The following is a 13,644-nucleotide window of genomic DNA, read 5'->3' on the forward strand; positions in this document are numbered from 1 at the left end:
ACTTTCGGAATCCCGGTGATGCTTGGGGCTGAACCGTTCTTCCAAGATCAATACTGCCGGGGGCGCAAATGCCGTACACCAGTAATCGGTACTCGATTACTTAGGGGCTTTTGGGGGCCGGATACTGTGTTGTACTCAGTACCCCGACGAGCCACTACTTGGTTCCGACACGAAATACCTGCGGATTACTCCATTGATTGGTTAAATGGCCACGGATTCGGATGCGAGGGGCCGGAGAGCTCTTTTGGGGGTACTCAAACGGGCTAGGCATTCAGGGCCGGAGAGTAGGGCTCGATCTTCCCGGCTGGCCCGATTCGTGGCTTAGCTGCCCACCATGCCACGCGCGCGGCACCGCACGCAGCGAGCCCACGAAATGGCGGCCACAGACGCAGCGGCGCGCACCGTCACTGCCGAACAGCGGCTCCAAGATCTTCACGACGCCGGATGCCCAGCTTCGCGTAGCTGCGATACAGGTGGCCCTCCACAGTCCGAACCGAGACCATGAGCTTCTCAGCGATCTGGCGATCGGTCAGCCCTGATACGGCCAGTGCAACGATGTCCTGCTCACGACGCGTCAGGGGCACGGAGCGGTCCGCTTCTGTGTTCGGGTCCCGGACCAGGGAGTCGCCCAGGCTGGCTTCGCTGACGTCCCGCATCACGGCCGCTTGGCGCGCCTCGGGACGTTTGCCCTCGGCGTCGAAAGTCGCCACCGCTTTGTCGAACGCCGCGGCGGCCGGGCCCGGCATCCCTGCCGCAGACATGAGGTTCCCTGCGTTCACGAAGCCTTGGCCGGCGCCATTCAACTGGGCAGCGGCAAGTGACTGCCATCCCGCGGCCCAGGCCCCGGTCATCAGGGAGGCGGTTTCCTCGATCGACTCGGTGGCACGGAGGTCACCGAGCTCGGCCCTCAAGACAAGGTTCTGCAAGAGCAGGCCCGGCAACGCGTGCAGGCGACCGGTTTCCGGCAGGTCCCGCAATTTCTGCAGCCCGGATCCTTTGACCAGAAGTTCATGGCCCGCCAAAGCGAACAGCCCGGCAAGGGCCTCAATGTAGCTACTCCCCCGGCCAGGGACCTGTTCGCCCGCCAGCCGCTGCGCCAGTGCGGTGTTGCCGGATTTGGCCGCCGCATAGAACGCCAGGGCGTGCCCCACGCTCCTGAGCCGCTGGGGGTCCTTCACGCGGAGGGCTTCGACGGCGGGGGTCAGCAGTGCGGTGGCCTGCTCCGAGCGGCCCTGCCGCAAGAGCCCGAGCCCCTTGAGCGCCTGGATGTCACCACCGAAGGTGATCAGCCCCATGGCCGAGCTGGCTGCGTAACGGTCCAGGGCCGCATCGGCTGCACTCCAGTCGCCCGATTCCAAGGCGGCCAGGGCGTAGCGGACCAGCACGAAGTCGCTGAAGTAGAGCAGGTTGTCGCTGTGCTCATCGAGCATGATCAAAGCTTCGCGACCGGCCTCGAGGGCCTGCGCGGGCTGGCCTTCAACGGTGAGAAGCTCACACTGCAGGGCCAGCAGGAAGATCCGGTTCATGGCGCTGTCCGGTTCATCGCTGGGGAGTCCCTCGGCATACGCGTCCAGGCTCTCGCGAAGTTCGCCGTATCGTCCTTCGTGGGCCAGCGCGGCCAGTTCCACGGACCACGCATGCCTTGTGACCTGGGTGGCCATGGAGCCGGACGCCGCTGAACCGTCGGTCAGGGACTTGGCCGCGGCCCAGGCGTCGGAGGCAATGTCCGACGCCGAATCACCCCTGGCCGTGCGCGCCGCCACCCACAACAGGCCTGCCCCCGTCGGTCCCATCGGGTCGGCGTCGAGGAACCCGTTGCCCTCCTCCAGCAGCCGCACCGCACTGCCGTAGTCGCCGTCGTTGTACCTGACCATAGCCATCACCGCGCGTGCACGCGGCAGCAGCGCGTCCGAGCGGACCTTGCCGGCCGCTGCCAGCGCCAAGGGGTTCTGGAGGAGTTTGGCGGCCAGGAACGCCGCCTGCAGCAGCTGTTGGTCGTCGACGTCGGCACCACAGTCCAGCGCCCAGCTCACCATGCGCAGCAGTCCCTCAGCGGTGGTGGGCTCCACCGCGAGGTGCTGGACCATCCGCTGGCGGATCTGAAGGCTGCGGGCGGGCGAAACTATCTGGCGAAGGGCCTCGCTGTACATGGGGTGCCACATTTTGAGGGGGCTGCCCGGGCCATTAGTAGGGATCACGAGCCTGTTGTCCATCAAGGCCCGCACAGTGTCCCTGCCTACCTCGGCGTCCAGCAAAGCAGCAGGGACGGGCTCGGACAGGGCAATGACAAACATCGCCTCCCGTTCCGCCTCGCTCGTCCGCAGGACCCTGTTCCTCACCACCTCGGCCAGGTTTTCGCCGCTGCCGGAGGGCTCCCGCGTCAAAAGCCACACGCCATTGCGCCGTACCAGGTTCCCGTCGGCCTTCGAGTCGTCCAGGAGGCACCTCAGCAGCAGCGGGTTGCCTTCGGACAAAGCATGCAGCACGTCCGCCGCACTCGCCATGACCGTCCCACCGAGGGTCTTCTCCACCAATTCGGTGGCGGTTTCCTTGTCCAAGGGATGGAGTTCCACGCGCTCGGCCAAACCGTCGTACCACAGTTGGAGCAGTGAGGCGGGCAAACCGGGCCTGGGCCTGCTGGTTGCCACCAACCGGGCCCAGCCCGCGGTGACCAGTTCGGCCAGGATCTGCGTACTGCCTTCGTCGAGGTCGTGGGCGTCATCGACCACCAGCAAAAGGCGCGCTCCTTCGCCGCCGCGTCGTTTCTCGAACTGCGACCAGAATTCACGCAGAATGGCCACCGGCGAGGTGGCCTGGTCCACGGGGAGATCCAACAAATATGGTGCCAGGACCCCATAGGGAACCGCTGACAGTGCCGGGCTCCCGTGGACCCGCATCACCACCATCTCCGATGCCAAACGGGCTGCTATTTCGTCGGACAGGGCGGTCTTCCCGATGCCCGGATCCGCCACGACCAGCACGGCCCCGGCACCTTCCTGGCGCAATATCTCCAGGGCCAGTTCCAGTTCGGCGTCCCGGCCTACAAGGTGCTCAGCCTGCATGGGCAGCCCGCACCAGGAATATGGATTCTGCCCGCCGCCCTACCTCACAGGAGCCCATTGAGCTCGCCCCGAGACGAAACACCGAGCTTGGTGAACACTTGGTACAGATGGCCTTCTACAGTCCGCACAGACACCCCAATATCCATCGCGATTTCGCGGTTGCTGACACCCTTTCCGGCGAGTTTAGCAATTTGGCGTTCCCGTTCGGTCAATACCGGCGCGTCGCTTCTTGGTTGGATGGGAAGTGAGGAGACCGAATGCTCCAAACGTTCAAGCCTCAGCTGGGCCGTCCGGGCTGTCGTGGTCTCGCCGGCATCCCGGGCAAAGTCCAAGGCCATGGCCACGCAGCGCGCCTCAACTACCAGGAGATCCAGGGACGCTGCCGCGTCGGCGGCTGCCAACAACGACCGCGAGCTCTTGGTCAGCGAGCCACGGGCGAGGTCGCCGGAGATTTTTGCCAGCGGCCCCTGGCGTCGGCCGGCGATGTCCTCCAGCAGGCGGTATTCCTCATCGGAGCCTTCCACCGTCGCGCCGAAAAGGCAGATTCCCGCCGTCGTGTAGCGCTGCTGTTCGATGTCTTCGTGGACCCGGGCAAGGAGCCGATCCTTGACGTCGGGGTCCCCCATCCACCTGCCTGCCATCTCGGCGCAAAATACGGCCACGGACTCGGAGAAGTACATTCCCACGCCCCTGCAGGTCCTGTACAGGTCCAAGTAGCGGCCGGCCTCGACGAAATTGCCCAATTGGGCGTAGGCAAAGGCGGTGGCAGCGTAGGCCACTTTGTTCATGTTCATGGCGGGCCGGAGCTCCAACTGGGCAACCGCCGAGCGCAGGGGTTCGATGGCGCTGGCAGGTTTGCCGGCGTAGGCATAGGCCAAGCCAACGCCCAGTTCAGTCAGTGCACCACGGTACTGGAGGCGCGAGGGCCTTGACGGGGTGCGGCGCATCAATTCGATGCACTTGCGCCACTGGCCGGACAGCAGAAGGACCAGGAAGGCGTGCTTGGCGAAGGCTTCTTCCAGTTGGGCTGGCCTGTCCGTGTCCCCCAAGCGCCGTGAAACGCTGCGGGCGAGCTGCTGTGCTTCCACTTCCCTGCCCAGAATGCACCGGGCCTCGATCAGGAAGAAGGACGACCTGAGCCAATGTTCACGGTCCTCGGTGTAGTCCTTGGTGAGTTCCTTTTCAAGGTCCTCGATCATGGACGCGTACTCGCCCATGTACGTCTTGTATTCGTAGTTGCACAGATGGAGCCTGTTCCGGGCTTTGGCCAGCATGCCCGGAGGATGCTCAGCGGACATCCCCTCGAGCCTTTCGAAGGCCTCCGCAATGACAGCTGGAACCATGCCGGACCGGCCGTCAATCCACGTCATTGCCTGGCATTGCGCTGCAGTGACCTCGGCGAACTCCACTGGGTCGAGCCCGGCGATGTGCGACCCGGAGATCTCATCCAGTGCCTGGGCAGCATGCAGTGGCAGGTCCAGCATGAGGTACGCAGCGGCTTTGAGGCGCTGGCCGCGTACCCATTCAGCGTCTTTGGGGTCCAGAGAGGCCGTGCACTGGATGGCGAAGTTGGGGTCGTAGTCGTCCAAAGCCGCCAGTCCGGCCGCAAGGGCCAGGGCAGGCGAGGGCTGGGGTTCATCCTCGCAGGCGTGAGTCCATGCCGCATAGCTAAGGAGGTCCTGCGGAGCCATTCCGCTTGGTTCCGGTTCTTTCGGGCCGTGCAGCATCAGCCTGAGTTCCCTCATGCGGCGGGTACTCAGCCAACTGCGCACAACCTCCCCAACATACGGATCCCGAAGGGAGACCCAGTGCTCACCCTTCCGCTCGACCGTGAGCAGGCCGGATTCTTCCATCTCCACCAGGATTTGGGTTTCAAAGATGGCTGCAAGATCTACGAGGGTGGCGCGCTGCGCGCAGGCGAGGAGTTCAACGACCGTCCTGTGGGCCTGCGGTTCGCGCGCCAGCCTGGAACGGACGAAGTCCTCCACCACCGTCGCACCCTCCAGCGTGATCCGGTCGCGGAGAGTCCACACGGAGTCGTTGAGGACAAGGTTTCCCCTGTGCCGCTGCTCCTCCAGGAGCGCGTGCAACAGCATGGGGTTGCCGCCCACAGCCGAGTGCAATGACCCAGCCAGGGTCGTCGAAACGTAGTGGCCCAGCACCGAGCCGAGCACCTGCTTGGTCTGTTCCTCATTCAGGGTGTTCAGGTGCACTTCGCCCAGTTCGCCGTCCAACACCATGCGGTGGAAATCAGCGGGGAGATCGCTGGCCCGCTGGACGGTGGCCACCACCTTGGCGGTGCCCGTGGCCATGAGGTTCAACAACACACCGGTACTCATGGGATCCATGCCGCCTGCGTTGTCCACGATAAAGACGGTTTCCCGCCCCGCGGCTTCGGCCCTGATCAGGTTGGTGACGGCGTGCAGGATTCCCGTAGGGGAACCAACGGCTTCCGAGGGCAGGCGGGCCAGCAGGAAACCGAGGCACCCATAAGGAGTCTGGCCATTCGCTACCGTGTTTCGGAGCTGGAGACTGTGGACCCTGGGCCCGAGGGATGACACCACGGCACGGGCCAGGCCCGATTTTCCGATCCCCCGCTCCCCCGTGAGGACTACTCCGTAGGACGAGGGCGACTCAAGGAACTTGGTTGCCCTGGACAGGTCATGGCTGCGGGCCAGCAGCGACCACGTCTGGCGATCGCCGGGTCCGCCCGCAAAATCGGGAGCCGCAGCCCTCGCTGCGCCTCCACCGCTCCTGTTTAGCAACTCCGACGACATCCGCATCCTTAGCTAACACATTCGCGATAGTCCCCCACCGCTCATCTGCGTAACATGCACACTACCGTCGGGCGCCGCCAGTTTGTAGGCCTTGGGGTCCTCCGGGCCGTCAGTCTTTGATCAGGCTTTACTCAAGATTTGCTCAAGCTTTGGCGGGATGGTGTTTCTGTTGGGCGGCCAACAAGCCCTCACTCATGAGCAGTTCCACGGCGTCGGCAGCCTCATCGAGGAGGAAAGGGAGTTCTTTCTTCTCGCTGGTGGCGAAATCCCGCAGGACGTAGTCGGCCGTATCCATGCGCCCGGGGGGCCTTCCGACCCCCACCCGGACCCGGAGGTAGTCCTTTGTTGCAAGCGCTTTGGAGATGTCGCGGAGGCCGTTGTGCCCACCTTCACCGCCCCCGATTTTTAACTTGACTGTGTTAAAAGGGATGTCGATCTCATCGTGGACGGCAATCACGTGGTCCGGCGCAATGTCGTAAAACTTGCACAGTCCAGCCACGGGGCCACCGGATACGTTCATGTACGTCATCGGCTTGGCCAGCACCACACGGGGCCCGCCAATGCCCAGTCGGCCTTCCACTACCTGGGCCCGGGCTTTATGGACCTTGAACTTTCCACCCATGCGGGAAGCCAGTTCGTCCAGCACCATCTGGCCCACGTTGTGCCGGTTGTTGCTGTACTCACTGCCGGGGTTGCCGAGGCCGACGATCAGCCAGGTGTCAGTCATGGTCTCATCCTAGGGAAAGGTAGTTCGAAGCAGCGGAGGTTGGCTGGGCCGAAGAACAGAAAGTGGCCGGGACCCGAAGGTACCCGGCCACTGTACGGCGTAAGCCCTCAAGCAGTCAGAAGACTACTCGGCAGCTGCTTCCGTGGACTCTTCTTCTTCGGAGCCGGCTGCTTCGGCAACGCGGACCACCAGGGTGTCGCCTTCGGTGAGCAGGGTGGAACCCTTCGGGAGAACCAGGTCCGAGGCGTGGATGCTCTCGCCGGCCTTGCGGCCTTCGATGTCAACCTCGACGGCGGTGGGAACGTGGGTTGCCTCAGCTTCCAGGGAAACCGTGGTGGCTTCGAGGCTGGCAACAGCGCCCGGAGCAACTTCACCGGTGACGTGGATGGCGATGTCGACGGTAACCTTCTCGCCTGCCTTGACGGTCTGGAGGTCAACGTGCTCGATGATCTGCTTTACGGGATCGCGCTGGATGTCCTTGACCAGGGTCAGGTGCTGCTCGCCGTCGACATCGATCGCAAGCAGGGCGTTGGAAACGCGCACAGCCAAGGTGGTGGCGCGGCCCGGCAGGTTGATGTGGATCGGCTCTGCGCCGTGGCCGTAGATGACAGCGGGGATCTGGCCGGCCATGCGTGCACGGCGGGCGTAACCCTTGCCGAATTCGGTGCGCAGTTCTGCGGTGAGCTTCTGCTCAGACATGTGTACTCCTTGATTACTGTGGCGCCCGGTAAGGACCGGGCTGGTCTATCAGCAAGGGCGGAGGTCTGGAGACCTTCGACGCCCGGCTGAAGACGGCCGCGAAGCAGCCGTTCTGCCTGTGTAGAAGGAGATGCAGACCCAGTCGATAACGGAGACCCGCAACCCAGATCCACAAAATGCGGACCGGATGTGCTCTCCCTCGCCAAGGTATCCCCAAGAGTCTAGCAGCGCAGCCCGCATTGCGTGAAAACGGGATGAACCGGGATGAAACAGGGATGGAAACGAGCAGGAAAAACAGGCACAAAAAGCGGGCCACCCACGCGCCGCAAGGCGCCTGGATGGCCCGTCCTGTGCCGGAAAGGTCAGGCTTTGCCGTCGAACAGGCTGGTAACAGAACCGTCGTCGAACACTTCACGAATGGCACGCGCGATCAACGGTGCGATGGACAGCACCGTGAGCTGCGGGAAACGCTTCTCTGCAGGGATGGGCAGGGTGTTGGTGACAACCACTTCGCGTGCGCCCGAATCCGCGAGGCGCTGCGCTGCCGGGTCGGAGAAAACGGCGTGCGTGCAAGCGATGATGACATCCTTGGCGCCAGCGTTCTTCAGGACCTGGACGGCGCCGGAGATGGTTCCACCGGTGTCGATCATGTCGTCAATAAGCACGCAGGTGCGGCCTTCAACCTGGCCAACAACGGTCTTGGAGACGGCCTGGTTGGGCACGGTGAGATCGCGGCTCTTGTGAACGAACGCCAGCGGGGCACCGCCAAGGCGTTCCGCCCACTGCTCGGCGACACGGACCCGGCCGGTGTCCGGCGAAACAACGGTGATGTTGTCCGCCTCCACCTTGGTGCGGATGTAGTCGGCCAGCAGCGGGATCGCCATCAGGTGGTCAACCGGGCCATCGAAGAAGCCCTGGATCTGGGAGGTGTGCAGGTCCACGGACATGATGCGGTCCGCACCGGCGGTCTTGTACAGGTCCGCTACCAGGCGGGCGGAAATGGGCTCGCGGCCGCGGCCCTTCTTGTCCTGGCGGGAGTACGGGTAGAACGGTGAAACAACCGTGATCCTCTTGGCAGAGGCGCGCTTGAGGGAGTCGATCATGATCAACTGCTCCATGAGCCAGTTGTTCAGCGGGGCCGGGTGCGCCTGGATGACGAACGCGTCGGTGCCGCGGACACTCTCAGCGGAACGGACGTAGATTTCCCCGTTGGCGAAGTCATAGGCGTCGATGGGCAGGAGCTCAGTCTCCAGCTCCTTCGCGATTTCCTGCGCCAGCTCCGGATGTGCCCTTCCGGCGGCGAGAATCAATTTCTTCTCGCCGTGTGCGGTAATTTCGCTCATGCCTATTTGCCCTCTTCTGTGGTTGCTGGAGATTGTGAGGATGTGGAGGCGGGGGTCAGCATGGACTCCTGCGCGGCCTGCGCTAGCTGTGCTGAGTTGGTACCGGGGCGGTTGGCCAGTACCCAGCCTTCGGCGTTTCGCTGCGCGGCCAGGCTAATGGCGAGGGCTCCAGGCGGGACATCCTTGCGGATGACGGCACCGGCGCCGCTGTAAGCGCCATCACCCACGGTCACCGGAGCGACAAAGACGGTGTTTGAACCAGTCCGCACGCCCGAGCCGATCACCGTGCGGTGCTTCTTCTCGCCGTCGTAGTTGGCCGTGATGTTGCCGCAGCCGATGTTGGTGTCCTCGCCGATTTCAGCGTCACCTGCGTACCCGAGGTGGGACAGCTTGGAACCGCGGCCGATGGTCACGTTCTTGGTTTCGTAGAAGGCGCCGATCTTGCCGGTCTCTCCCAGTACCGTGCCAGGGCGGAGGTAGGTGAACGGTCCAACGGTGGCCCCGGCTCCAATGATGGAACCCGAGCCATGCGTGCGGGTCACTTTGGCACCTTCGGCAACGTTGACGTCCGTCAGCGTCGTATCGGGACCCACGACGGCGTCCCGCGCCACCGTGGTGGAACCGTGAAGTTGGGTGTTGGGCAGCAAACGGACGTCCTCGTCAAGGGTGACGGTGGAGTCGATCCAGGTGGTGGACGGATCCACCACGGTCACACCGGCGCGCATCCATGCCTCGACGATGCGGCGGTTGTGCTCGGCGCCAAGCGCCGAAAGCTGGATGCGGTCGTTTGCTCCCTCAACCTGCCAGCGGTCCTCGGTCACGACGGCGGCAACCCGGCCACCGGAGTCGCGCGCCAGTTCGAGGACGTCGGTGAGGTACATCTCACCTTGGGCGTTGTCGGTGGTGACCTTTTCCAGGGCTGCGCGAAGGACTGCGGCGTCGAACGCGTAGATTCCGGAGTTGACCTCGCGGATGCCCCGCTCGGCGTCGCTGGCGTCCTTGTGTTCGCGGATGCCGGTGACGGTACCGTCCTCTGCGCGAAGAATGCGGCCATACCCAGTAGCGTCATCCAGCACGGCAGTGAGCACGGTGACGGCGTTGGCTTCGGACTCATGCGTGGTGACCAGTTCGGCCAACAGTTCGCCGGTCAGGAGGGGGACATCGCCGTACGTGACTACCACGGTGCCGGTGAGCCGGGCCTCGGCGTCGAGCACGTTCAGCGCCACTTCCACCGCGCGTCCCGTGCCGGGGACCTCATCCTGGTCAACGATCAGGGCTTCGGGGTCCAGTGCGGAGACGTGCTCTGCCACCAGGTCGCGTTCGTGCCGGACTACCAGGGCGAGCTTCGAGGGGTTGATGGCCCGGGCTGCGAGGAGAGCGTGGCCGACCATGGAACGGCCGCCGATTTCGTGGAGGATCTTGGGAGTGCGCGACTTCATGCGCGTTCCGGCACCTGCGGCCAAGACGATCACCGCTGCGGGACCGTTGGTTTCGGGGCTCACGTACTGGCTCTCCTTGCTCTGTATGTCCCGGGTAACCCGGCTTCGGAAAGCTGCCATCCGACAATGGACCCAGGCACCGTTAGAGCCGTCACAGGTACAGAGAAGGAGCGCGTTTTCCGACCGTTCCGCCCATAGGATTCGAACCTATACTCCACGGCTCCAAAGGCCGGGGTGCTGCCGTTACACCAGAGCGGACCGTGCGTGGCTCATCCTTCGGACCAGAAGCCCGCAGGGTCTCCCGGGTCGCCGGGTTCCACACACAAGAAACTAGTTTGCCATGACCTTTGCGTGCTTCGCGACTTGACCACCCGGCAAACGCTCCGCCACGCACCATCACGAGGAGCCTTCACCCGCTCCACTGGCCATCTGGGGCATGATGGTCACGTGAGCAAGCGCACTGAACTTTCCCGGCCCGTGGGCACTTCCGCCCCGTTGGACCAAGCTTCCAACGGCCAGCCGGCACGGGTCAGGATGACTGGCCAGCAGCGCAAGTCACAGTTGATCGGGATCGGCCGTGCGCTCTTCGCGGCCCGGGGCCTGGACGGCACCACCATCGAGGAAATCGCCGCTTCTGCCGGTGTTTCCAAGCCCGTGATCTACGAGCACTTCGGCTCCAAGGAAGGCCTGTACCGGCAGGTTGTGGAGACCGAATTCCGGATCCTCCTGGACGCCATCACCGAGGCCCTCAGCACCGAAGCCAAGCCCAGGGTGTTGGTGGAGCGTGCTGCCTTGGCCCTGCTGGGCTACATCGAGGACCGCACGGAAGGCTTCCGGATCCTGATGCGCGACGCCCCGCCGTCGCAACCCGAAGGCGCCTTCTCCACCCTGCTCTCCCACGTCACCGCGCGCGTCGAGCACCTGCTCTCCGACGAGTTCGCACGCCGCGGCTTCAGCGCCGCCGACGGCGCCATGTACGCCCAGATGCTGGTGGGGATGGTGGCCATGACCGGCCAATGGTGGCTCGACGCCCGCTCGCCCGACAAACGCGCTGTTGCCGCACACTTGGTGAACCTTGCCTGGAACGGGCTGACGGGTCTCCAAAGGGAGCCCGGGCTACGCTCCGAGGGCTAACCCTCCATCACATCCCACGCCCTTAAACCCAACCCTCCATCACATCCCACGCCCCTAAACCCGACCCTCTTCCAGGAAGCTGGCCGCGGCGTGAGTAGGCTGTGTGCATGACAGCACCCCAGCTTTACCTCAGTTTTCCCGGCACTGCGCGTGAAGCCCTGGGTTTCTACGCGGAAGTCTTCGGTGGCGAACTTACACTTCACACATATCAGGACTTTTCACGCACCGATGGCCCCGCGGACGCCATCGCCCACGGAGTTCTCAGCGGCGTCGTTGCCCTATTCGGGACAGATGCGGCCACGGGCGAAAAGGGTTTCCTGATCGAAGGCGCCATGCTCTCGCTGCTCGGGGCGGCACAACCCCCGGTCCTCCACGAGTGGTTCGACAAGCTCGCCGAAGGTGGCAGGATCGTCGATCCACTGGCGCCGAAGCCGTGGGGCGCTTCGGACGGGCAGGTCATCGACCGTTACGGCCTGCATTGGCTGATTGGCTACGAACCAGCCTCGTGAGCCACACGGAACGTGAGCGAGCGATCACCCCAACCACGCGGAACGTGAGCCAGCGATCACCCCAACCACGCGGAACGTGAGAGAGCGTCCCGACGGCGGTACTACTCGCCCAGGATCTCTGCGGCCTCCAGCCACTCCATTTCGAGGCCCTCTTTCTCATCGAGCAGCTCACGGAGCTTGGCGTTGAGCTCCCCCAGGGCGTCGAAGTCGCCGGATTCGGACTTCGCGGCCATCTGGGTGTGGAGCTTCTCCTCCTGCTGGGCAATCTTGCCGAGCTGGCGGTCGATCCTGTTGAGGTCCTTCCGCGCTTCACGCTTTTCGGCTTCACTGGCTCCCGCCGTAACCGCACCAGAGCCCGTTGCAGCTGTCGGCGCGCCGGAACCACCAACAACCGCTCCCGAGGCCAGGGCCGCTTCACGCAGTTCGAGATACTGGTCGACGCCGCCGGGCAGCCCACGGAGTTTGCCGTCACCCAACAACGCCATTTGGTTGTCCGTAACACGCTCAAGCAGGTACCTGTCGTGGCTGACCACAACCAGCGTCCCGGGCCAACCGTCCAGGACATCTTCGACAGCGGCCAGGGTATCGGTATCGAGGTCGTTGGTGGGCTCATCGAGCATGAGGACGTTGGGCTCGCCCACCAGCAGGCGCAGCAGTTGGAGCCGCCGCCGCTCGCCACCAGAAAGGTCGCTGACGGGAGTCCACTGCTTTTCCTTGGTGAAGCCAAGCTGTTCAACGAGCTGCCCGGCAGTGAATTCCTTGCCACCGACGCTGAAGGACCGCTTCTCGCGTTCGATTACCTCGATGACCCGAAGGTCGGAAACATCATCAAGCTCCTTGACGTCCTGCGTCAGCACAGCCGTGACCACGGTCTTTCCGCGTTTGACCTTGCCGGCGCTCGGCTGGATCTCCCCGTTGAGCAGTTTCAGCAGCGTGGACTTTCCCGCGCCGTTGACGCCCACGAGCCCCAGGCGTTCGCCCGGCGCTAACCGCAACGTGATGTTGTCGAAGAGCTTCTGCCCCGAGGCGCCGCCTTCGAAATCGAGGGTGACATTTTCAAGGTCCAGCACGTCCTTGCCCAAGCGGGCTGTAGCCATTTTGCTCAGCGCTACGGAATCCCGGGGATCGGGCACATCGGCGATGAGGTCGTTGGCAGCTTCGATGCGGAACTTCGGTTTCGCTGTCCGGGCGGGTGCGCCACGGCGCAACCAGGCGAGTTCCTTCTTGACGAGCTGCTGGCGCTTGCTTTCGACGACGGCGGCCATGCGGTCGCGCTCGGCGCGCGCCAAAACGTAGGCGGCGTAACCGCCGTCGAACATGTCCACCATGGCGTCGTGGACTTCCCACGTGTAATTGCAGACTTCATCCAGGAACCAGCGGTCGTGGGTGACCACCAGGAAGGCGCCCTGGTTTGCACGCCAGCGGGTCTTCAAGTGCCGGGCCAGCCAAGCGACGCCTTCGACGTCGAGGTGGTTGGTGGGTTCGTCCAGCATGATGACGTCGTGGTCCTCAATGAGGAGCTTGGCCAGTGCGACGCGGCGTTTCTGTCCGCCGGAGAGGGCATGGACGTTGGCGTGCCAATCGACGTCGCCCACCAGTCCCCCCATGACTTCACGGATTTTGGGGTTGGCGGCCCATTCGTGGTCCGCGCGGTCCCCCACGATGGCGGCACCCACGGTGAGGTCGCCGTCGAGTACGTCCGACTGGTCCAGGTAGCCCACGGTGACGTCGCCGCGCTTGGTGACGCGGCCCGAGTCCGGGGTGGACCGCAGTGCCAGGAGGCGCATGAGTGTGGACTTGCCGTCACCGTTGCGGCCCACCATGCCGATCCGGTCGCCATCCTCCAAACCGAGGGTGACGCCGTCGAGGACTGTGCGGGTCGCGAACGAAACGGTGAGGTTTTCGCCGCCGAGCAGGTGGGCCAATGGGTACTACTTTCTACTGCTGGAATGCG

General features: G+C 64.1%; 9 protein-coding genes and 1 tRNA gene. 2 read left to right on the forward strand and 8 right to left on the reverse strand.

Annotation, left to right across the window (positions count from 1 at the left end; all coding sequences use genetic code 11):
• Positions 1–404 precede the first annotated feature (404 nt).
• The 7 genes from AB0N72_RS05320 to AB0N72_RS05350 form a co-directional block, all read right to left on the reverse strand.
• Entirely contained in the window at positions 405–3,062 is a 2,658-nt protein-coding gene (locus AB0N72_RS05320; RefSeq protein WP_363929924.1) for an AAA family ATPase, read from the reverse strand.
• A gap of 44 nt (positions 3,063–3,106) precedes the next feature.
• The gene (locus AB0N72_RS05325; RefSeq protein WP_363929925.1) at positions 3,107–5,839 is read right to left on the reverse strand and encodes a LuxR C-terminal-related transcriptional regulator; all 2,733 of its coding nucleotides are present in this window, start codon (positions 5,837–5,839) and stop codon (positions 3,107–3,109) included.
• 142 nt (positions 5,840–5,981) lie between these two features.
• Positions 5,982–6,566: an aminoacyl-tRNA hydrolase gene (pth, locus tag AB0N72_RS05330; RefSeq protein WP_363929926.1), complete on the reverse strand. Its 585-nt coding sequence runs from the start codon at positions 6,564–6,566 to the stop codon at positions 5,982–5,984.
• A gap of 123 nt (positions 6,567–6,689) precedes the next feature.
• Positions 6,690–7,265, reverse strand: a complete 576-nt coding sequence (locus tag AB0N72_RS05335; RefSeq protein WP_363929927.1) for a 50S ribosomal protein L25/general stress protein Ctc — start codon at positions 7,263–7,265, stop codon at positions 6,690–6,692.
• Positions 7,266–7,627: 362 nt separating this feature from the next.
• Positions 7,628–8,608, reverse strand: a complete 981-nt coding sequence (locus AB0N72_RS05340; protein WP_159697849.1) for a ribose-phosphate diphosphokinase — start codon at positions 8,606–8,608, stop codon at positions 7,628–7,630.
• Positions 8,609–8,610: 2 nt separating this feature from the next.
• The gene (gene glmU, locus AB0N72_RS05345; RefSeq protein WP_363929928.1) at positions 8,611–10,110 is read right to left on the reverse strand and encodes a bifunctional UDP-N-acetylglucosamine diphosphorylase/glucosamine-1-phosphate N-acetyltransferase GlmU; all 1,500 of its coding nucleotides are present in this window, start codon (positions 10,108–10,110) and stop codon (positions 8,611–8,613) included.
• A gap of 123 nt (positions 10,111–10,233) precedes the next feature.
• Positions 10,234–10,305 (reverse strand) — tRNA-Gln (locus AB0N72_RS05350).
• Positions 10,306–10,581: 276 nt separating this feature from the next.
• Here AB0N72_RS05350 and AB0N72_RS05355 point away from each other — a divergent pair.
• Both AB0N72_RS05355 and AB0N72_RS05360 read left to right on the forward strand, forming a co-directional pair.
• The gene (locus AB0N72_RS05355) at positions 10,582–11,181 is read left to right on the forward strand and encodes a TetR/AcrR family transcriptional regulator (protein WP_363930331.1); all 600 of its coding nucleotides are present in this window, start codon (positions 10,582–10,584) and stop codon (positions 11,179–11,181) included.
• A 107-nt stretch (positions 11,182–11,288) separates the two neighbouring features.
• Entirely contained in the window at positions 11,289–11,690 is a 402-nt protein-coding gene (locus tag AB0N72_RS05360) for a VOC family protein (RefSeq protein ID WP_363929929.1), read from the forward strand.
• 101 nt (positions 11,691–11,791) lie between these two features.
• On the opposite strand, the gene AB0N72_RS05365 is transcribed toward AB0N72_RS05360, so the two are convergent.
• Positions 11,792–13,615 (reverse strand): ABC-F family ATP-binding cassette domain-containing protein, encoded by a 1,824-nt coding sequence (locus AB0N72_RS05365; RefSeq protein ID WP_363929930.1) that lies wholly within the window; start codon positions 13,613–13,615, stop codon positions 11,792–11,794.
• Positions 13,616–13,644: the final 29 nt, after the last annotated feature.

The organism is Paenarthrobacter sp. NPDC089307, assembly GCF_040685055.1.
In the GTDB taxonomy this organism is placed as follows: domain Bacteria; phylum Actinomycetota; class Actinomycetes; order Actinomycetales; family Micrococcaceae; genus Arthrobacter.

Excerpts from the sequence above, each read along its gene's own strand:
- AB0N72_RS05320 (WP_363929924.1), bottom strand. The coding sequence starts at position 3,062 with ATGCAGGCTGAGCACCTTGTAGGCCGGGACGCCGAACTGGAACTGGCC.
- AB0N72_RS05325 (WP_363929925.1), bottom strand. The coding sequence starts at position 5,839 with ATGTCGTCGGAGTTGCTAAACAGGAGCGGTGGAGGCGCAGCGAGGGCT.
- pth (WP_363929926.1), bottom strand. The coding sequence starts at position 6,566 with ATGACTGACACCTGGCTGATCGTCGGCCTCGGCAACCCCGGCAGTGAG.
- AB0N72_RS05335 (WP_363929927.1), bottom strand. The coding sequence starts at position 7,265 with ATGTCTGAGCAGAAGCTCACCGCAGAACTGCGCACCGAATTCGGCAAG.
- AB0N72_RS05340 (WP_159697849.1), bottom strand. The coding sequence starts at position 8,608 with ATGAGCGAAATTACCGCACACGGCGAGAAGAAATTGATTCTCGCCGCC.
- AB0N72_RS05355 (WP_363930331.1), top strand. The coding sequence starts at position 10,582 with ATGACTGGCCAGCAGCGCAAGTCACAGTTGATCGGGATCGGCCGTGCG.
- AB0N72_RS05360 (WP_363929929.1), top strand. The coding sequence starts at position 11,289 with ATGACAGCACCCCAGCTTTACCTCAGTTTTCCCGGCACTGCGCGTGAA.